15 protein-coding genes, 4 tRNA genes, 3 rRNA genes and 1 pseudogene are annotated in these 18,307 nt (G+C 45.8%); 5 read left to right on the top strand and 18 right to left on the bottom strand.

The window, feature by feature from the left end; translation table 11 throughout:
• Nucleotides 1-20 precede the first annotated feature (20 nt).
• A complete protein-coding gene (locus tag G4P54_RS03340; RefSeq protein ID WP_167871760.1) occupies nt 21-179 on the top strand; it encodes a hypothetical protein in 159 nt (52 codons plus the stop codon).
• Nucleotides 180-347: 168 nt separating this feature from the next.
• On the opposite strand, the gene groL is transcribed toward G4P54_RS03340, so the two are convergent.
• Both groL and groES read right to left on the bottom strand, forming a co-directional pair.
• Entirely contained in the window at nt 348-1,982 is a 1,635-nt protein-coding gene (gene groL, locus G4P54_RS03335; RefSeq protein ID WP_167871759.1) for a chaperonin GroEL, read from the bottom strand.
• 48 nt (nt 1,983-2,030) lie between these two features.
• Complete coding sequence (gene groES / locus G4P54_RS03330; RefSeq protein ID WP_003155970.1) at nt 2,031-2,315, bottom strand: co-chaperone GroES; 285 nt, start codon at nt 2,313-2,315, stop codon at nt 2,031-2,033.
• A 238-nt stretch (nt 2,316-2,553) separates the two neighbouring features.
• Here groES and G4P54_RS03325 point away from each other — a divergent pair, with 238 nt between their 5' ends.
• Together G4P54_RS03325 and G4P54_RS03320 are read left to right on the top strand one after the other, a co-directional pair.
• Nucleotides 2,554-3,288: a CPBP family intramembrane glutamic endopeptidase gene (locus G4P54_RS03325; protein ID WP_167871758.1), complete on the top strand. Its 735-nt coding sequence runs from the start codon at nt 2,554-2,556 to the stop codon at nt 3,286-3,288.
• The gene (locus tag G4P54_RS03320) at nt 3,285-3,476 is read left to right on the top strand and encodes a YdiK family protein (protein WP_003225680.1); all 192 of its coding nucleotides are present in this window, start codon (nt 3,285-3,287) and stop codon (nt 3,474-3,476) included. The genes G4P54_RS03325 and G4P54_RS03320 overlap by 4 nt, the downstream gene beginning before the upstream one ends.
• A gap of 37 nt (nt 3,477-3,513) precedes the next feature.
• Here G4P54_RS03320 and tatC read toward each other — a convergent pair whose 3' ends face one another.
• The 4 genes from tatC to moaC are packed head-to-tail and all read right to left on the bottom strand — an operon-like array spanning nt 3,514 to nt 5,636.
• The gene (gene tatC, locus G4P54_RS03315; protein WP_167871757.1) at nt 3,514-4,278 is read right to left on the bottom strand and encodes a twin-arginine translocase subunit TatC; all 765 of its coding nucleotides are present in this window, start codon (nt 4,276-4,278) and stop codon (nt 3,514-3,516) included.
• A 6-nt stretch (nt 4,279-4,284) separates the two neighbouring features.
• Nucleotides 4,285-4,458, bottom strand: a complete 174-nt coding sequence (tatAY, locus tag G4P54_RS03310; RefSeq protein ID WP_003234072.1) for a sec-independent protein translocase protein TatAY — start codon at nt 4,456-4,458, stop codon at nt 4,285-4,287.
• A gap of 21 nt (nt 4,459-4,479) precedes the next feature.
• Nucleotides 4,480-5,127, bottom strand: a complete 648-nt coding sequence (locus G4P54_RS03305; RefSeq protein WP_024715889.1) for a redox-sensing transcriptional repressor Rex — start codon at nt 5,125-5,127, stop codon at nt 4,480-4,482.
• Nucleotides 5,124-5,636 carry a cyclic pyranopterin monophosphate synthase MoaC gene (gene moaC / locus G4P54_RS03300; protein ID WP_064812569.1) on the bottom strand — a complete coding sequence of 171 codons (513 nt, stop codon included), beginning with the start codon at nt 5,634-5,636 and terminating at the stop codon, nt 5,124-5,126. The genes G4P54_RS03305 and moaC overlap by 4 nt, the downstream gene beginning before the upstream one ends.
• 125 nt (nt 5,637-5,761) lie before the next feature.
• Here moaC and G4P54_RS03295 point away from each other — a divergent pair, with 125 nt between their 5' ends.
• Nucleotides 5,762-7,690 (top strand): ABC-F family ATP-binding cassette domain-containing protein, encoded by a 1,929-nt coding sequence (locus G4P54_RS03295; RefSeq protein ID WP_167871756.1) that lies wholly within the window; start codon nt 5,762-5,764, stop codon nt 7,688-7,690.
• A gap of 222 nt (nt 7,691-7,912) precedes the next feature.
• Here G4P54_RS03295 and tsaD read toward each other — a convergent pair whose 3' ends face one another.
• From tsaD to G4P54_RS03235, 12 genes are all read right to left on the bottom strand, one after another.
• Nucleotides 7,913-8,953, bottom strand: coding sequence for a tRNA (adenosine(37)-N6)-threonylcarbamoyltransferase complex transferase subunit TsaD (tsaD, locus tag G4P54_RS03290; RefSeq protein ID WP_167871755.1), 1,041 nt, complete (start codon nt 8,951-8,953; stop codon nt 7,913-7,915).
• The gene (gene rimI, locus G4P54_RS03285) at nt 8,946-9,401 is read right to left on the bottom strand and encodes a ribosomal protein S18-alanine N-acetyltransferase (protein ID WP_024715893.1); all 456 of its coding nucleotides are present in this window, start codon (nt 9,399-9,401) and stop codon (nt 8,946-8,948) included. The genes tsaD and rimI overlap by 8 nt, the downstream gene beginning before the upstream one ends.
• Nucleotides 9,402-9,410: 9 nt before the next feature.
• Complete coding sequence (tsaB, locus tag G4P54_RS03280) at nt 9,411-10,100, bottom strand: tRNA (adenosine(37)-N6)-threonylcarbamoyltransferase complex dimerization subunit type 1 TsaB (protein WP_167871754.1); 690 nt, start codon at nt 10,098-10,100, stop codon at nt 9,411-9,413.
• Nucleotides 10,081-10,557, bottom strand: a complete 477-nt coding sequence (gene tsaE, locus G4P54_RS03275; protein ID WP_167871753.1) for a tRNA (adenosine(37)-N6)-threonylcarbamoyltransferase complex ATPase subunit type 1 TsaE — start codon at nt 10,555-10,557, stop codon at nt 10,081-10,083. The genes tsaB and tsaE overlap by 20 nt, the downstream gene beginning before the upstream one ends.
• A gap of 14 nt (nt 10,558-10,571) precedes the next feature.
• On the bottom strand, nt 10,572-11,549 hold the full coding sequence (gene thiL / locus G4P54_RS03270; protein WP_167871752.1) for a thiamine-phosphate kinase: 978 nt from the start codon (nt 11,547-11,549) through the stop codon (nt 10,572-10,574).
• Nucleotides 11,550-11,733: 184 nt separating this feature from the next.
• Nucleotides 11,734-11,810 (bottom strand) — tRNA-Asp (locus tag G4P54_RS03265).
• 63 nt (nt 11,811-11,873) lie between these two features.
• Nucleotides 11,874-11,950: transfer RNA gene (locus G4P54_RS03260), tRNA-Met, on the bottom strand.
• A 21-nt stretch (nt 11,951-11,971) separates the two neighbouring features.
• Nucleotides 11,972-12,087 (bottom strand): 5S ribosomal RNA (gene rrf / locus G4P54_RS03255).
• Nucleotides 12,088-12,220: 133 nt separating this feature from the next.
• Nucleotides 12,221-15,148: ribosomal RNA gene (locus G4P54_RS03250) — 23S ribosomal RNA — on the bottom strand.
• A gap of 169 nt (nt 15,149-15,317) precedes the next feature.
• Nucleotides 15,318-16,867 (bottom strand): 16S ribosomal RNA (locus tag G4P54_RS03245).
• The 16S, 23S and 5S rRNA genes sit together here with 4 tRNA genes alongside, the layout of an rRNA operon.
• 97 nt (nt 16,868-16,964) lie before the next feature.
• A tRNA-Gly gene (locus tag G4P54_RS03240) sits at nt 16,965-17,038 on the bottom strand.
• Between the two features lie 14 nt (nt 17,039-17,052).
• Nucleotides 17,053-17,129 (bottom strand) — tRNA-Arg (locus tag G4P54_RS03235).
• Between the two features lie 320 nt (nt 17,130-17,449).
• Here G4P54_RS03235 and G4P54_RS03230 point away from each other — a divergent pair.
• A pseudogene (locus G4P54_RS03230) lies at nt 17,450-18,303 on the top strand (manganese catalase family protein).
• Nucleotides 18,304-18,307: the final 4 nt, after the last annotated feature.

Genomic DNA, 18,307 nt, shown 5'->3' with positions numbered 1-18,307 from the left:
CATGTCTAGGTGGCAAGCGTATGACAAGAAAACCCTTCTCAGTTGAGAAGGGTTTCATCATAATATGGCAAACTTCATCAATAGGCTTTTTATGCATTAAAATACTTATAAATGAAAAATTAAGACCTTTTGAATTAATACATGCAATTCTTGAAAAAGGTAAGCGGAGTCAACAATAAAATATATACCTACTTCTCACCTTATAAATAAAAAAGGATGCTTCTTCTAAAGTCCAGTAGACTTTTGGAAGCATCCTCAATGAATGTTATCTTTTTGTTATTTTTCCAGCTGCACGGGTGATAAAAAACGGTCAAACCCTTGGTATATCAAGGGTTCTTGCCGTTTGATTACATCATGCCACCCATTCCGCCCATTCCGCCCATATCAGGCATTCCTGCGCCGCCAGCGTTTTCTTCTGGCTTGTCAGCGACTACGGCTTCTGTTGTTAAGAACATTGCAGCTACAGACGCAGCGTTTTGCAGAGCTGAGCGTGTAACTTTTGTTGGGTCAACGATACCTTTTTCGATCATGTTTACCCATTCGCCAGTTGCAGCGTTGAAGCCTACGCCGATTTCTTCGTTTTTGAGGCGCTCAACGATGACAGATCCTTCAAGCCCAGCGTTGTGTGCGATTTGACGGATTGGCTCTTCAAGCGCGCGAAGCACGATGTTGATACCTGTTTGCGCATCGCCTTCAGCTTCAACTGCAGCGACTTTGTTATATACATTTACAAGCGCTGTACCACCACCGGATACGATGCCTTCTTCAACAGCTGCGCGAGTTGAGTTCAGGGCGTCTTCGATGCGAAGTTTACGCTCTTTCAGCTCAGTTTCAGTCGCAGCGCCGACTTTGATGACAGCTACGCCGCCAGCAAGTTTCGCAAGACGCTCTTGTAATTTCTCTTTGTCGAATTCAGAAGTTGTTTCTTCCACTTGAGCGCGGATTTGAGTCACGCGGGCAGAAATTTTGTCTGTTTCGCCAGCGCCTTCCACGATTGTTGTGTTTTCTTTTGTAACGACAACTTTAGAAGCGCGTCCCAATTGTGTGATTTGAGTAGATTTCAGATCAAGGCCAAGATCTTCTGTGATGACTTCCCCGCCAGTAAGGACAGCGATGTCTTCGAGCATTGCTTTACGACGGTCACCGAAGCCAGGAGCTTTAACGGCAACAGCGTTGAATGTGCCGCGAAGTTTGTTCACAACTAGTGTTGCAAGTGCTTCGCCTTCAACATCCTCAGCGATCAGAAGCAATGGTTTGCCTTGCTGAACAACCTGCTCAAGCACAGGAAGGATTTCTTGAATGTTTGTGATTTTTTTGTCTGTGATTAAGATGTAAGGATTGTCAAGAACCGCTTCCATCTTATCAGAGTCAGTCACCATGTAAGGAGACGCATATCCGCGGTCGAATTGCATACCTTCCACAACTTCAAGCTCAGTTGTGAAGCCTTTAGACTCTTCGATTGTGATAACGCCGTCGTTTCCTACGCGCTCCATTGCTTCAGCGATAAGGCTTCCGACTTCCTCATCAGCAGCAGAGATCGCAGCAACCTGAGCGATAGACTCTTTGCCTTCGATTGGCTTAGAAATTTCTTTTAAGTTTTCAATCGCAACGGTTACAGCTTGTTCCATACCTTTACGCACGCCTACAGGGTTAGCTCCTGCTGTTACGTTTTTCAGGCCTTCACGGATCATTGCTTGCGCAAGAACTGTCGCAGTTGTAGTACCGTCACCGGCAACGTCGTTTGTTTTGCTGGCTACTTCAGCCACAAGCTTCGCACCCATGTTTTCAAACGCATCTTCAAGCTCGATTTCTTTTGCGATTGTTACACCGTCATTTGTGATTAACGGAGAACCGAATTTTTTCTCTAGAACCACGTTGCGTCCTTTTGGTCCTAAAGTTACTTTTACAGCATCAGCAAGTGCATCGACACCGCGAAGCATTGCGCGGCGAGCTTCTTCACTAAACTTAATTTCTTTTGCCATGTTTACAAGACCTCCTCAAAAGTTTTAAGTATTGTTTATTTAAGAAAATTAGCCGATAACAGCTAAAATGTCGCTTTCACGTAAGATTAAGTATTCAGTACCTTCGTATTTCACTTCAGTACCTGCGTATTTTGAGAAGATAATGCGGTCGCCCTCTTTTACTTCTAAAGCAACGCGCTCTCCGCTTTCTAACACGCGACCTGAACCAGCTGCCACGATTTTGCCTTCTTGCGGTTTTTCTTTTGCAGAATCCGGCAACACAATTCCGCTGGCAGTTTTTTCTTCAGATTCTACGAGTTCAATGACAACGCGATCACCTAATGGCTTTAACAATGTAATAACCTCCTCAATAGTATGAATATGTAATTTTAGCACTCGGCACTAAAGAGTGCTAACACAATTATTATAATAAAGAATCTCACTTCCAATTTCAAGTGATAAGATAAAAAAATTTTCACGCTTACATGATTCTTTTCAGCTCCTTTATCCGTTAGCTTTTTCACCCATGATTCGATTATGTTACAATAGCTGTAGATAAACGAAACCCACTTAACAAAGGAGTACATATCATTTGCGAAAACAGTATTGGTTTATTATTTTGACATATGTCATTATGCAGTTTTCCTCCATAATCGCGATTCCCTTGTTATTTAAATTCGGGTATGGCGAAGGACAGCCGACAAAAGAGAATTTGCTGCACGCGCAAGGATTATGGTCCGTTATCAGCTTTATCGCCTGTCTCGTTGTCGTTCTGCTCATTCTGAGAACTGTTCCGAAAGAAACACTGCGAAACGGACAGAGGGACTCAGTCGGACTTTCTATTCTGTGGGCGATAGCCGGTTTTTTCATTGCCCTCTTCTCTCAAGGAATTGCGGGCTCTATTGAATATTATGTATTTGGCATCGGAAGAGAATCAGAAAATACACAAGCCATTCTGAAAGTCATTCAGGCAGTCCCGTTTATGATTATCGTTTCTTCTGTCGTCGGGCCTATATTGGAAGAAATCATCTTCAGAAAAATCATTTTCGGTGCGCTATACGAAAAAACGAATTTCTTTTTCGCAGGACTGCTCAGCTCGGTTATTTTCGGGATTGTGCACGCTGATTTGAAGCATCTTCTTCTTTATACAGCAATGGGGTTTACCTTCGCCTTCTTGTATGCAAGAACAAAACGGATATGGGTGCCGATTTTTGCCCATTTAATGATGAATACATTTGTCGTCATCATGCAGCTTGAGCCTGTTCAGAAATACCTTGAACAGCAGAGTACACAAATGCAATTGATTATTGGAGGATTATTTTTATGAGAAACCCGGTAGTTTGGGGAATGATCTACTTTGCCGTAGGGTGCATCTTTACTTATCTTGCCGCAAGCTCGCCAGGCAGCATGTGGTCATTTTACTCCATCCTGCTGATGGTGTTCGCCGCTTACAACATCAGCATTTCTTTTAAGATGTTCGCCTTTTCTTTTAAAATCAAAAAGAATCAGAAATAAAGAAAATCCATTTCTCTCATGAGAAATGGATTTTTTGTTATTGTCCCGAAGACACGTCCTGATCGGCAGCACTGCTTTTCTGCGCCTTCCGATATGCGGCCTTCGATATAAGAATACTGATTTCATATAAAATCAAAAGCGGTACAGTCACCATCATATGGGACAAAAGCTCAGGCGGAGTAATCAGGGCAGCGATCACAAGCAGCGTAAAATACGCATACTTTCTGATTTTCGCTAAGAACATCGGTGTCACAATTCCAAGCCTGGTCATAAACATGAGGATAACCGGCATTTGGAACAGCAGTCCAAACGGGATCGTCAGCTGCAGAAGAAAATGAAAATACTCATTAATTCCGATCACCTGATTGACATTCAAGTCCTGAGAGATCCGCTTCATAAAATCAACAACAAAAGGAAATAAAATATAATATGAAAAAGATAAGCCCGCTAAAAACAGCAAAATAGAGATCGGAATGTAGCTGAGCGTCACTTTGCGCTCTTTCTCATAGAGGCCCGGGCTCACAAACGCCCAAAGCTGATAAAGAATAACCGGCGAGGTCAGGACAATGCCGATGATAAACGCAAACTGCATAAACACATAAAGCGGGTCTGTCAGGTTAAACGCATTTAGCGTAAGCTGCTTCGCTTCATCTGTTTCTTGCAGATACACAATAATCGGCTTCGCTAAAAAGAATCCAGCGATGAAGAAAACGACAAACGCCAGCGCCACAATCAGCAGCCGTTTTCTAAGCTCAGCAATGTGCTCCAGCAGCGACATTTGATTCACTTTCATTCGTGTCATCCTAACTTACTGATCTTCTTTCTTTTTTTCCTCTTCGTCACTCGTTAATCCTTTAGTAGCGTTTTTGAATTCACGAAGTGTGTCTCCCGCAGCTTTCCCCAATTCAGGCAGCTTTTTAGGACCGAAGATAATCAGTGCGACGATTGCGATAACAGCAAGGCTTCCAGGACCGATCGGCATATTTGGGCTCCTCCTTTCCCTCTATTCGATTTCCTCTAAAACTGAATAATGCTTCAAGAAATACACCAGTGACTGAAGCTCAACAGCTAAATCTATATGATGAATTCGAATGTGTTCCGGCACATTCAAACGGGCCGGCGTAAAATTAAGAATTCCTTTGATTCCTAACGCGACCAATCTGTCTGTAATCGATTGAGCGGCAAAGGCTGGCACTGTAAGAATGGCGACTGATTCATCTTTCACGTGTTGTTCAAGGTCATCAAGGTTATAGACGGGCACGCCGCCTATCTCAGTTCCTATTTTACTCTCATTTACATCAAAAGCCATAGAAATTTTTGTGTTATTATTTTTTGTGAAATTATAATGAAGAAATGCCGTTCCCAAGTTCCCGACACCAATCAAGATCACATCTGTCATCTCATCCTGATCAAGCGTTTTCCGGAAAAATGACAGCAAATAATCCACATTATAACCATATCCTTTTTTGCCAAGAGCTCCAAAATAGGAAAAATCCCTGCGAATCGTGGCAGAATCAACCTTTACGGCATCACTGAGTTCAGCGGATGAAACGCGCTGTTTTCCTGACGCATGCAGATTCTTTAAAAAGCGATAGTAAAGCGGCAGCCTTTTTGCCGTCGCCTGCGGAATTTTTGATTGATCCTTATTCATTTTTGGTCCTCCAAATTATACTCGGATAGTTCCCTTTTAAAATCACCATTTTTCCCGCCCGTCTTCTCCAGCAAGAAAGTAGGGCCGATGACCATCCCCTTATCAAGGGCCTTGCACATATCATAAACGGTAAGAGCGCACACCGATGCAGAAGTGAGCGCTTCCATTTCCACACCTGTACTCCCTTTCGTTTTGACCTGTGCTTTTATATGAAGTATAACTTCTGTTTCTTTTATTTTCCAGTCAAACGATATATCTACCCCGCTCAATGAAAGCGGATGACACATCGGAATGATGTTAGACGTTTGCTTTGCGGCCATAATGCCTGCCACCTGGGCAACAGCCAGTACATCTCCTTTGCCGATATCGTGACTTTGTATTTTCTCGTACACTTCATTCTTCATGTGTACGCTTGAAACAGCTGCCGCTGTACGGACAGTCGAAGATTTTTCGCTGATATCCACCATCTGGGCTCTACCCTGTTCATTAAAATGAGAAAATCCATTCATATTCAAACTCTCCTTAAACAAATCATACACTATTTCTTTCTCTATGTCTTATTCGGCCAATGTATTGTTTGCTGACTCCTGATTCATAAGCTACACTTAACTTATTATAGCAGAGGTGAAATAATATGATGATCTTACAAATTAATCAGCTGTCCAAATCATTTGGCGCTGATACTATTTTAAACAATATAAAGCTGGAAGTCAGAAATCGCGATCGCGTCGCCATTGTAGGTAGAAACGGCGCGGGAAAGTCCACGCTGCTTAAAATTATCGCAGGCCAGCTTTCGTATGAAAAGGGCGAAATTATTAAACCGAAAGATATTACAATGGGGTATCTTGCCCAGCATACGGGCTTGGATTCTAAGCTTACCATAAAAGAAGAGCTGCTGACTGTTTTTGACCACTTAAAAGCAATGGAAAAGGAAATGCGGACTATAGAAGAAAAAATGGCGGCAGCTGACCCGAGTGAACTGGAAAGCATCATGAAAACCTATGATCGGCTTCAGCAGGAATTCAGAGATCAAGGCGGCTATCAATATGAAGCAGATGTCAGATCGGTCCTGCACGGCCTCGGCTTCAGCCATTTTGACGATTCAACACAGGTGCAAAGCCTCAGCGGAGGTCAGAAAACAAGGCTCGCCTTAGGTAAGTTGCTTTTAACACAGCCTGATTTGCTTATTCTCGATGAGCCAACGAACCATCTGGATATTGATACGCTAACCTGGCTTGAACATTATTTGCAGGGCTATTCAGGCGCCATTCTCATCGTTTCGCATGACCGCTACTTTTTGGACAAAGTGGTAAACCAAGTATACGAGGTATCAAGAGCGGAAAGCAAAAAGTATCACGGCAACTACAGCGCTTATCTCGACCAAAAAGCTGCGCAGTATGAGAAAGATATTAAAATGTATGAAAAGCAGCAAGATGAAATCGCCAAGCTTCAGGACTTCGTAGATCGAAATCTGGCCAGAGCCTCTACCACCAAAAGGGCGCAAAGCCGCAGAAAGCAGCTGGAGCGAATGGACGTCATGTCAAAACCGCTCGGCGATGAAAAATCGGCAAATTTTCACTTTGATATTACAAAACAGAGCGGAAATGAAGTCCTGCGTGTTCAGGATCTCACAATCAGCTATGAAAACCAGCCGCCGCTTTTAACAGAAGTGTCGTTCATGCTGACAAGAGGAGAAAGCGCGGCGCTTGTCGGGCCTAACGGAATTGGAAAATCGACATTGCTGAAAACATTAATAGACGCCCTAAAGCCAGATCAAGGAACGATCTCATTCGGATCAAATGTCAGTGTCGGCTACTATGATCAGGAGCAGGCCGAGCTGACTTCCTCTAAACGTGTCCTTGATGAGCTGTGGGATGAGTACCCCGGTCTTCCGGAGAAAGATATCAGAACGTGTCTCGGGAATTTCTTATTCTCCGGAGATGATGTACTGAAACCCGTCCATTCACTCAGCGGAGGTGAGAAAGCAAGACTGGCCCTTGCAAAGCTGATGCTGCAAAAAGCTAATTTTCTCATCCTCGATGAACCGACGAACCATCTGGACTTGGACAGCAAAGAAGTTCTCGAAAACGCGCTGATTGATTATCCAGGCACACTGTTATTTGTCTCACATGACAGATATTTTATTAACAGAATCGCCACAAGAGTATTGGAGCTTTCCGCAAACCATATAGAGGAGTATTTGGGAGATTACGATTATTATACGGAGAAAAAATCAGAGCAGCTTGAGCTGGAGAAAATGAATCAGCAAGAGGAAGTCGAAAAAACACCAGCTGCGGTGAAGTCTGACTCAAAACGTTCATATGAAGAAGAAAAAGAATGGAAAAAGAAAGAACGCCAACGGCTCCGGCGGATTGAAGAAATTGAAGCCGCTGTTCAAACCATTGAAGAAAACATCAGTCACAACGATGAATTGCTATGTGATCCGGAAGTCTATCAAGACCATGAAAAGGTACAAACCATCCATGCAGACAACGAGAAGCTCAATCAGGAGCTGGAATCTCTTTTGTCTGAATGGGAAGAACTATCTACAGAAGAAGATTAAAAAAAGTCAAGCACCTCTTTTTAGAGGTGCTTTTTATCCACAGAAAATAATCTTATAAAATAAGTAAGCGCTTTATACACATTTTCCACAAAATATTCTGAATTTATCCACTTTATTAACAGTGTCTCCACCCCTTTATCCATCTATATTTCTATACTTACTCACAGACATGTGGATAAATTGAGAATTATCTGTTAATAAAAAATAAAAAGCCCCACGCCATTAGGTCGTGAGACTTTGATAAGAAGTCAATTCAAGGCCGGGCTGGCCATTCATATCATATGCACCGCGAATTCCCTTTTCAAAAGCAATAGTACCAGCAGCAGCGATCATTGCAGCATTATCCGTGCATAACGCTAACGGAGGAATGACAAGCGCAATTCCTTCATGCTGGGCAAATTCCTTTTCTAATGCGGCTCTGAGGCCTCTGTTTGCCGCTACTCCTCCGGCTAAAAGGACCTGTTTGACACCATATTCCTTTGCTGCACGTGCCGTTTTTGTCACTAAAACATCAATCACGCTATTTTGGAAACTGGCAGACAAATCTTCCGGAGCAATCTCTTGTCCTTTTTGAGATGCATTATGAAGCGTATTGATCACCGCAGACTTCAACCCGCTGAAGCTGAAATTGTAAGAGCCTTCTTCGAGCCATGCGCGAGGAAGCGGAATATTGTCATTCCCTTTCTCAGCAAGCTTGTCAATTTGCGGTCCACCCGGATATGGCAATCCCATCGTCCGCGCCACTTTGTCGTAAGCTTCTCCTGCGGCATCATCCAGAGTTTCCCCAATGACTTCAAATGACCCGTGTTCCTTCATATAAACCAATTCTGTATGGCCTCCAGAAACGACCAACGCCAGTGCCGGAAACACTATCTCTTCTACAAGACGGTTCGCGTATATATGACCGGCTATATGATGGACGCCAACTAACGGAATCTGATGCGCAAAGCTTAATGCTTTAGCAGCATTCACTCCGATAAGAAGCGCTCCTACCAGTCCCGGACCTTCCGTTACTGCAATTGCATCAATATCACTATACGTCATGCCGGCTTTCCGAAAAGCTTCTTCTATGACCAACGTGATTTGCTCAACATGATGTCTTGAAGCAATTTCCGGAACTACGCCTCCAAACCGCTTATGGCTTTCAATTTGAGAAGCTACTACGTTCGAAATGATTTCTTTCCCGTTTTTCACGATAGCCGCTGCTGTTTCATCACAGCTTGTTTCTATTCCTAATACGTAAATCTCTTTTTGCTCACTCATTTATCGTCACCCACATAATTAACGCATCTTCCCCGTTATCAGTATAATAGTTCTTTCTAATTCCGCCGGGCTGCATCCCGAATTTCTTATATAAGCCTTGAGCAGGATGATTTGAAACCCTCACTTCAAGTGAAAGCCGTCTTGCGTCTTTTTCCTTGCACAGTTCAACCGCTGAGCGAAAAAGCGTTTCTCCTAAAGACTGGCCGCGATACGCCGGTTTTATTGCTATATTTGTTATTTGTGCGTCATCCATCACAATCCAAATCCCGCAATATCCCGCAACATGGCCGTCCTTTTCAATCACAAGATAATGAGCATACGGATTTTCCTGCAGCTCATGATAAAACGAATCCTTTGTCCAAGGAGACGTAAAGGAGGATGCTTCGATTTCGTATACGTGATCAATATCATTAAGCTGCATGTTTCTGACTGCTGCTTTAGTTTTCATCCTATCACCCTACTTTTGACTTTCAATCCATTTCGCTTCAGCTTCTGCCAGCCGCAAGTAATCCGGGACAAGCCCATGAACATCAGCTGCGTCCTTTTCCGCACCTAGAAAAGCCAATTCTGAAGGACGCGGGTTATGCTGAGCAGCTGTCCCAATAACCCCTTTTGTCCCAAGCATATCCTCTATCATCTGCTTGTGAATAGACGTATCATGACCTAAAAACAAAACAGGTCGATCCTTTTCTTTTAGCATCTCCAGCCATTCGGCCAGCATCACATTTTGATCTGAAACCACTTGCTCCAAAAGCCCGTTTTTGTATTCATACAGACCTGTATACACCTGTCCCCGTCTTGCATCAAAAATAGGGCTGATCAGACCGTCAAAATGCCGTCCATTTGCCGCAAGCGCCTCAAGGCTTGATACAGCAGCAATCGGAATGTCTAAAGACCAGGCAAGGGTTTTGGCGAGTGTCACACCGATTCTTACTCCTGTGTATGAACCAGGTCCTTTTGCAACGACTATTTTAGAAAGATCCTGCGGCGTCATATCACAATCATTCAGCAATGAATGAACAGCAGGCATCGCTCTTACAGAATGGTTCTTTTTCAAATATGTAATGTGTTCTGCGATGACAGTATCTTCTCGAAGCAATGCAATGCCCAACGTATAATTTGAAGTATCAATTGCTAATATTGTCATGTCTACTTATCTCCTCACAAAGCATTTCATACCGATCCCCGACAGCAGTAAAGGTCATTTCCCGCTCATCGCCACCAGCTCTTTTGATGACAATTTGCAGTCGCTCCTGCGGCAGCTGTTCTTCGATTAAATGGGCCCATTCAACGAGACAGACACCTTGCCCGTGAAAATATTCATCGAGTCCCAAATCTTCACTTGCATCTTCCATTCTATACACATCCATATGATAAAGAGGGAGCGCACCATCGTTATATTCTTTTATAATTGTAAAAGTCGGACTGTTTACAACACGTGTAATGCCAAGTCCTTCCGCAAAACCTTTCGTAAAAGTCGTTTTTCCGGCTCCTAAATCGCCCTCTAATGTCAGGACATCTCCCGGTTTAGCAAACGATGCCGTCAGCTTTGCAATCGCCTTTGTTTCTTCAGGATTTACAGTTCTCCACTTTAATTGCTTCACACGAGTCACCTGTCTTATTTAAAATGATTATATCCTTTTTTCTCTAAGGTCATTGATGTTTTATCTGTTTTTAGAATTACGTTTGATTCTGTTTTTTCTCTGACATGGCCAATCTTTGTAATGGGCAGTTGACGCATTTCACACTCCTGCTTCAACACTTCCCAATCAGCCCCCGAAACCGTCCCCGTCAGCTCAAAATCCTCACCGCCAAACAAAGCCCATTCTTTCCAGGCAGAATCCAGCTTATGCAAGTCAGAATGGACTGGGAGCATGCCATCATCAATTTCAATTGAGACACAGCTGGCTTCTGCAATCTCATTAAGTTCACTTGCTAATCCGTCACTAATATCATTTAAAGATGCCCGCTTAAAACTTGAGCATAATCTGCCGACGCTTACTCTTGGCTCAGGCCGTTTATGCCTGTGGATAAAGTAATCCGTTTCCACAAATGCGCTTTGAGGATGAGTCTCTCCCAGCAATAAAGAAAGTCCTGCTGCAGAAGAACCGATTTCACCTGTTACAAACACAATATCATTCGGTTTTGCCAAGCTGCGCAAACAAGCCTGTCCCTTTTCAACTTCACCAATCACAGTGACTGTAACGACTAATTTGTCAGCGGTAGAAACTGTATCGCCGCCAATCAGATCCATATGATATAGTTTCGCCAGTTCATTCATTCCTTCATACATTTCCTTGATTTCAGACTTCGTCCATTTTGAAGGTATCGCAAGCGATACCAAATAAAATTTAGGAATGCCTCCCATTGCAGCAACATCGCTTATATTAACGGCTAACGCCTTATACCCGATATCTTCAGGTGAGGAATAGTGTAATTTAAAGTGCACATCTTCTACCAGAGTATCAACACAAACAATTTCCTGAACGCCGTGTTTCGCAGTGTAGAGCGCTGCATCATCACCTATTCCTACATCAACGGAAAAATGGTGAATGGTTCGCGGAGTAATGCTATGTATCAAATCAAATTCATCCATGAACCAAAACCCCCTTTTCAACTCAACCTGCTTATGTCTATATGCTCCTTCTTAGTGTATCGAATTTTGCTAGAATATCCAAGATATTGCCGATATAAAGAAAGCTTGGCTATGACACCAAGCAGAAAATACAGTAAAAGAAAACACAAAAAAAACGAAAACATGATCGTTTCGTTTACAATAATGGCGGTCCGGACGGGACTCGAACCCGCGACCTCCTGCGTGACAGGCAGGCATTCTAACCAACTGAACTACCGGACCATATTTATATAATGAATTATTTTGAGTTGCACCCTTTGGGCACTCCTTATTTCATAAATAATTTGGTTGCGGGGGCAGGATTTGAACCTGCGACCTTCGGGTTATGAGCCCGACGAGCTACCGAACTGCTCCACCCCGCGATGATATAATTTAAGATAAAAGCTTGGCGGCGTCCTACTCTCACAGGGGGAAACCCCCGACTACCATCGGCGCTGAAGAGCTTAACTTCCGTGTTCGGTATGGGAACGGGTGTGACCTCTTCGCTATCGCCACCAAACAAATGCCTTCAAGATGAAGGTACTGGGCGTTTCTCACAGGATGTGAGAGCCCTTAGCGGAGTTTCCTTACTTTTCCGCTGTTAGAGAGGTGTTCTCTCAAAACTAGATAACAGGTATGACATCATTCAACATGTGGTTAAGTCCTCGATCGATTAGTATCTGTCAGCTCCATGTGTCGCCACACTTCCACCTCAGACCTATCAACCTGATCATCTTTCAGGGATCTTACTTCCTTGCGGAATGGGAAATCTCATCTTGAGGGGGGCTTCATGCTTAGATGCTTTCAGCACTTATCCCGTCCGCACATAGCTACCCAGCGATGCCCTTGGCAGAACAACTGGTACACCAGCGGTGCGTCCATCCCGGTCCTCTCGTACTAAGGACAGCTCCTCTCAAATTTCCTGCGCCCGCGACGGATAGGGACCGAACTGTCTCACGACGTTCTGAACCCAGCTCGCGTACCGCTTTAATGGGCGAACAGCCCAACCCTTGGGACCGACTACAGCCCCAGGATGCGATGAGCCGACATCGAGGTGCCAAACCTCCCCGTCGATGTGGACTCTTGGGGGAGATAAGCCTGTTATCCCCGGGGTAGCTTTTATCCGTTGAGCGATGGCCCTTCCATGCGGAACCACCGGATCACTAAGCCCGACTTTCGTCCCTGCTCGACTTGTAGGTCTCGCAGTCAAGCTCCCTTGTGCCTTTACACTCTGCGAATGATTTCCAACCATTCTGAGGGAACCTTTGGGCGCCTCCGTTACCTTTTAGGAGGCGACCGCCCCAGTCAAACTGCCCACCTGACACTGTCTCCCCGCCCGATAAGGGCGGCGGGTTAGAAGGTCAATACAGCCAGGGTAGTATCCCACCGATGCCTCCACCGAAGCTGGCGCTCCGGTTTCCAAGGCTCCTACCTATCCTGTACAAGCTGTACCAACATTCAATATCAGGCTGCAGTAAAGCTCCACGGGGTCTTTCCGTCCTGTCGCGGGTAACCTGCATCTTCACAGGTACTATAATTTCACCGAGTCTCTCGTTGAGACAGTGCCCAGATCGTTGCGCCTTTCGTGCGGGTCGGAACTTACCCGACAAGGAATTTCGCTACCTTAGGACCGTTATAGTTACGGCCGCCGTTTACTGGGGCTTCAATTCGCACCTTCGCTTACGCTAAGCGCTCCTCTTAACCTTCCAGCACCGGGCAGGCGTCAGCCCCTATACTTCGCCTTGCGGCTTCGCAGAGACCTGTGTTTTTGCTAAACAGTCGCCTGGGCCTATTCACTGCGGCTCTCTCGGGCTTGCACCCTAACAGAGCACCCCTTCTCCCGAAGTTACGGGGTCATTTTGCCGAGTTCCTTAACGAGAGTTCTCTCGATCACCTTAGGATTCTCTCCTCGCCTACCTGTGTCGGTTTGCGGTACGGGCACCTCTCACCTCGCTAGAGGCTTTTCTTGGCAGTGTGGAATCAGGAACTTCGCTACTATATTTCGCTCGCCATCACAGCTCAGCCTTATGGGAAACGGATTTGCCTATTTCCCAGCCTAACTGCTTGGACGCGGATATCCAATACCGCGCTTACCCTATCCTCCTGCGTCCCCCCATTGCTCAAATGGTGAGGAGGTGGTACAGGAATATCAACCTGTTGTCCATCGCCTACGCCTTTCGGCCTCGGCTTAGGTCCCGACTAACCCTGAGCGGACGAGCCTTCCTCAGGAAACCTTAGGCATTCGGTGGAGGGGATTCTCACCCCTCTTTCGCTACTCATACCGGCATTCTCACTTCTAAGCGCTCCACCAGTCCTTCCGGTCTGGCTTCACAGCCCTTAGAACGCTCTCCTACCACTGTTCGAAGAACAGTCCGCAGCTTCGGTGATACGTTTAGCCCCGGTACATTTTCGGCGCAGAGTCACTCGACCAGTGAGCTATTACGCACTCTTTAAATGGTGGCTGCTTCTAAGCCAACATCCTGGTTGTCTAAGCAACTCCACATCCTTTTCCACTTAACGTATACTTTGGGACCTTAGCTGGCGGTCTGGGCTGTTTCCCTTTCGACTACGGATCTTATCACTCGCAGTCTGACTCCCAAGGATAAGTCATTGGCATTCGGAGTTTGACTGAATTCGGTAACCCGGTAGGGGCCCCTAGTCCAATCAGTGCTCTACCTCCAAGACTCTTACCTTGAGGCTAGCCCTAAAGCTATTTCGGAGAGAACCAGCTATCTCCAGGTTCGATTGGCATTTCACCCCTACCCACACCTCATCCCCGCACTTTTCAACGTGCGTGGGTTCGGGCCTCCATTCAGTGTTACCTGAACTTCACCCTGGACATGGGTAGATCACCTGGTTTCGGGTCTACGACCACGTACTCATGCGCCCTATTCAGACTCGCTTTCGCTGCGGCTCCGCATCTTCTGCTTAACCTTGCACGGGATCGTAACTCGCCGGTTCATTCTACAAAAGGCACGCCATCACCCGTTAACGGGCTCTGACTACTTGTAGGCACACGGTTTCAGGATCTCTTTCACTCCCCTTCCGGGGTGCTTTTCACCTTTCCCTCACGGTACTGGTTCACTATCGGTCACTAGGGAGTATTTAGCCTTGGGAGATGGTCCTCCCGGATTCCGACGGAATTTCACGTGTTCCGCCGTACTCAGGATCCACTCAGGAGAGAACGAAGTTTTGACTACAGGGCTGTTACCTTCTATGGCGGGCCTTTCCAGACCTCTTCATCTACCTCGTTCTTTTGTAACTCCGTACAGAGTGTCCTACAACCCCAAGAGGCAAGCCTCTTGGTTTGGGCTGATCCCGTTTCGCTCGCCGCTACTCAGGGAATCGCATTTGCTTTCTCTTCCTCCGGGTACTTAGATGTTTCAGTTCCCCGGGTCTGCCTTCTCATATCCTATGTATTCAGATATGGATACCACTCCATTACGAGTGGTGGGTTTCCCCATTCGGAAATCTCCGGATCAAAGCTTGCTTACAGCTCCCCGAAGCATATCGGTGTTCGTCCCGTCCTTCATCGGCTCCTAGTGCCAAGGCATCCACCGTGCGCCCTTTCTAACTTAACCGTTAAAAAGAATCACTATGTGATATCTTGTCTTACTAATTGAATGTGATGTCTACTGTTATCTAGTTTTCAAAGAACACGTTTCGAAGGAATGATCCTTCAAAACTAAACAAGACAGGGAACGTTCTGTTTATAAGACCCAAGGTCTTATATTCCGTATATATCCTTAGAAAGGAGGTGATCCAGCCGCACCTTCCGATACGGCTACCTTGTTACGACTTCACCCCAATCATCTGTCCCACCTTCGGCGGCTGGCTCCTAAAAGGTTACCTCACCGACTTCGGGTGTTACAAACTCTCGTGGTGTGACGGGCGGTGTGTACAAGGCCCGGGAACGTATTCACCGCGGCATGCTGATCCGCGATTACTAGCGATTCCAGCTTCACGCAGTCGAGTTGCAGACTGCGATCCGAACTGAGAACAGATTTGTGGGATTGGCTTAACCTCGCGGTTTCGCTGCCCTTTGTTCTGTCCATTGTAGCACGTGTGTAGCCCAGGTCATAAGGGGCATGATGATTTGACGTCATCCCCACCTTCCTCCGGTTTGTCACCGGCAGTCACCTTAGAGTGCCCAACTGAATGCTGGCAACTAAGATCAAGGGTTGCGCTCGTTGCGGGACTTAACCCAACATCTCACGACACGAGCTGACGACAACCATGCACCACCTGTCACTCTGCCCCCGAAGGGGACGTCCTATCTCTAGGATTGTCAGAGGATGTCAAGACCTGGTAAGGTTCTTCGCGTTGCTTCGAATTAAACCACATGCTCCACCGCTTGTGCGGGCCCCCGTCAATTCCTTTGAGTTTCAGTCTTGCGACCGTACTCCCCAGGCGGAGTGCTTAATGCGTTAGCTGCAGCACTAAGGGGCGGAAACCCCCTAACACTTAGCACTCATCGTTTACGGCGTGGACTACCAGGGTATCTAATCCTGTTCGCTCCCCACGCTTTCGCTCCTCAGCGTCAGTTACAGACCAGAGAGTCGCCTTCGCCACTGGTGTTCCTCCACATCTCTACGCATTTCACCGCTACACGTGGAATTCCACTCTCCTCTTCTGCACTCAAGTTCCCCAGTTTCCAATGACCCTCCCCGGTTGAGCCGGGGGCTTTCACATCAGACTTAAGAAACCGCCTGCGAGCCCTTTACGCCCAATAATTCCGGACAACGCTTGCCACCTACGTATTACCGCGGCTGCTGGCACGTAGTTAGCCGTGGCTTTCTGGTTAGGTACCGTCAAGGTACCGCCCTATTCGAACGGTACTTGTTCTTCCCTAACAACAGAGCTTTACGATCCGAAAACCTTCATCACTCACGCGGCGTTGCTCCGTCAGACTTTCGTCCATTGCGGAAGATTCCCTACTGCTGCCTCCCGTAGGAGTCTGGGCCGTGTCTCAGTCCCAGTGTGGCCGATCACCCTCTCAGGTCGGCTACGCATCGTCGCCTTGGTGAGCCATTACCTCACCAACTAGCTAATGCGCCGCGGGTCCATCTGTAAGTGGTAGCCGAAGCCACCTTTTATGTTTGAACCATGCGGTTCAAACAACCATCCGGTATTAGCCCCGGTTTCCCGGAGTTATCCCAGTCTTACAGGCAGGTTACCCACGTGTTACTCACCCGTCCGCCGCTAACATCAGGGAGCAAGCTCCCATCTGTCCGCTCGACTTGCATGTATTAGGCACGCCGCCAGCGTTCGTCCTGAGCCAGGATCAAACTCTCCGATAAAAGTTTGACTGACTACGCACATCGCTGTGCGATTTGTTTAAAAATGAATTAACAGGTACGTTTTGTCTTGTTTAGTTTTCAAAGATCATTCAATTAATGGAGCGGGTGATGAGAATCGAACTCACGACATCAGCTTGGAAGGCTGAGGTTTTACCACTAAACTACACCCGCGTGGTATTTTGTATTGGCGCGCCCGAGAGGAGTCGAACCCCTAACCTTTTGATCCGTAGTCAAACGCTCTATCCAATTGAGCTACGGGCGCTTATCAAGCGACTCAACTATCATACTATCATTTGATGTTGAAGTCAAGAAGTTTTTAAAATGTTTCTTCTCGAATGTTTAATTCGACTTTTCTTATTATACACATTTTAAAAATCTTGTAAACACCTTAGAAAAACTTTTTTTGTTTTTCGTTTTGTTTCACGCTGTTCATCAGCGACGTTTAATAATATACCATGCCCGTTTTATTTGGTCAACACTTTCCCTATATTTTTTATTATCTTTTTTCACATATTTAATGTATATATTTCATCTCATCTTACAAACAATATAAAAGATCACTTGAGAGGGAATGAGGCGTGTATGTATTACTACAAAGAAGAACTGATAAACATCATTAAACCGGATAAGCCAGATCCGGCAGCTGCAAAGGTCCTGCAGGAGATATTAGGCGGTCATTACGGAGAAATGCGTACGATGATGCAGTTTTTTTCCAAAGCTCGAATTTCAGAGGAAAGCAGAAACAGTACCGCGATTTGCTGCGTGGCATTTTTTTAGAGGAGATTGCCCACGTTGAGCTGGTGCAAAACACAATTAATGCTTTATTAGATGAATCAGGCGGTGAAGGTGTCGGCAGTCAAGGTGCAGATCAGGCACCACTTAATGAAGCTGTTAAACATGCTAATCCTCATCATTATATTATTGGGGCGCAAAGTTCCCTTCCTGTTGATGCAGGGGGCAATCCGTGGAACGGGTCATGGGTGTATAACCACGGAAACTTAATTACCGACCTGTTGGATAACCTGCTTCTTGAGTCAACAGGCGTGCTGCAAAAAACAAGGATTTACGAAATGAGCACGAATCAGACGTTTCGGGAGACTCTTGCTTTTCTTATTGTACGCGACAATGCTCACCAAAATGCGTTTGCGAAAGCACTCGAAACATTGGGCGTTGAGTGGGCGAAGCTCTTACCTGTGCCGAATTACGACATCAATAAATATCCTGAGTGCAGAAAATATGTCGAATTGGGCTACCACAATGCACAATTTAATTTCAGATTGGATGAAACAAGAATCGGAGAAATCTATCAAGGAACATCTCCAAGCAGAAATGGCGGAGAGTTACAAGTGATAGACCCTCCGGCAGGTTTCCCTGTTCCAGTGCTTCCGGAAATGCCAAATGAACACAGCCCTGGGTTAGGCGATATGAATGCCTGATCAG

The organism is Bacillus tequilensis (genome assembly GCF_012225885.1).
GTDB lineage: Bacteria > Bacillota > Bacilli > Bacillales > Bacillaceae > Bacillus > Bacillus tequilensis.
The sequence above is the reverse complement of the archived record's forward strand: the minus strand, read 5'-3'. Positions and strand labels throughout refer to the sequence as shown.